Origin of the sequence: Arhodomonas sp. AD133, assembly GCF_051195215.1 — a bacterium.
GTDB lineage: Bacteria > Pseudomonadota > Gammaproteobacteria > Nitrococcales > Nitrococcaceae > Arhodomonas.
Map to the genome: position 1 here is coordinate 1 of NZ_JBNAZM010000157.1, position 1,109 is coordinate 1,109.

Sequence of the window (1,109 nt, forward strand, 5' to 3'; positions counted from 1 at the left end):
AGGCGCTCGGCGGCCGCCCAGGCGGCCTCATCGATGGTGTAGGCGAAGCGCTCGGAGCCCAGATCGGCTTTGACGATGCTCGACATGCGCCGCTCCAGCACAGCCTTGTGGAAGCGCTTGTAGGCGCTGCGGTCCGAGGAGCGCCGGCCGCGACCCGGCTGGCCGGCATCCTGCTCATCCAGGCGTCGGGCGAGGCGCTCACCCAGGGTGTCGAGGCGCTCGATACTCTCGCGCCGCGCTGCGGTCTGCTCCGCGGCCCGCTCGGCGTTGTGGGCGACCACCAGCCGCCGGCCCTGCCAGGCGGCCTCGGTGACCGCCTCCGTGCCGGTGCGCTCGGCCTCGGCGGCGAGCGGCGGATGAAGGTCGGCCATGAGATCCGTGAACTCGCTATAGCGCCGCCCCGGTACCGCCAGGATGTGGTCGACGCGCAGGCCCTGTTCCTGGCCCAGCGCCTCCAGCGTATCGACGTTGTCGAGGCTGAGCAGGCCCCAGTCGGCGACGAGCACCACCCGCTCCAGGCGGAAGCGCTCCAGCAGCCACTCGATCATCGGCGCCAGCGTCTTTGTCTCAGCGACGTTGCCCTCGAAAACCTCATGGGCAATGGGCAGCCCCTCGGCAGTCTGCACCACGCCGAGGGCGAACTGGCGGTCGATGCCGCCGGTGTCCTTGCTCAGCCCGTAGTCGCGCAGCTCGCCGTCGACGCGGTGCGTGCCGTGCACACGGATGGTGGTGACATCGTAGAAGATGACGCTGAGCTCGGTGTCGATCAGCGGCCGCAGTTGCTGGGCGACCGCGTGCTCGACCGCCTCATGGCGGTCCATGAGCGTATCCATGGCACGCAGCAGCTGTTCATGATGGATGGCATCGGCGTCGAGCTCAGGCACGCTGGTGTCCTCGCGCAGCCACTCCAACATCCCCAACTTGCTGCTCGGTGCGGTGAGCCGGTTGAACACCATCGCGCGGATCAGTGCCTCGGCGTCGAACCGCCGGCGCGAGGAGCGAAGCGCCCGGCGCAGCGCCTGGGACAGTCCCAGCTGTCGGGTCCCCGACGATTGCATAGACCCGTCACGATATGCATTATGGATGGGTCGCGAGGTTATGCATGCGTT

General features: G+C 68.6%; 1 pseudogene. It reads right to left on the reverse strand.

The features are described 5' to 3' along the window. Window positions 1-1,040, reverse strand: a pseudogene (locus tag ACPEES_RS23510) (IS1634 family transposase); the annotation flags it as partial. Between the last annotated feature and the right edge of the window lie 69 nt (window positions 1,041-1,109).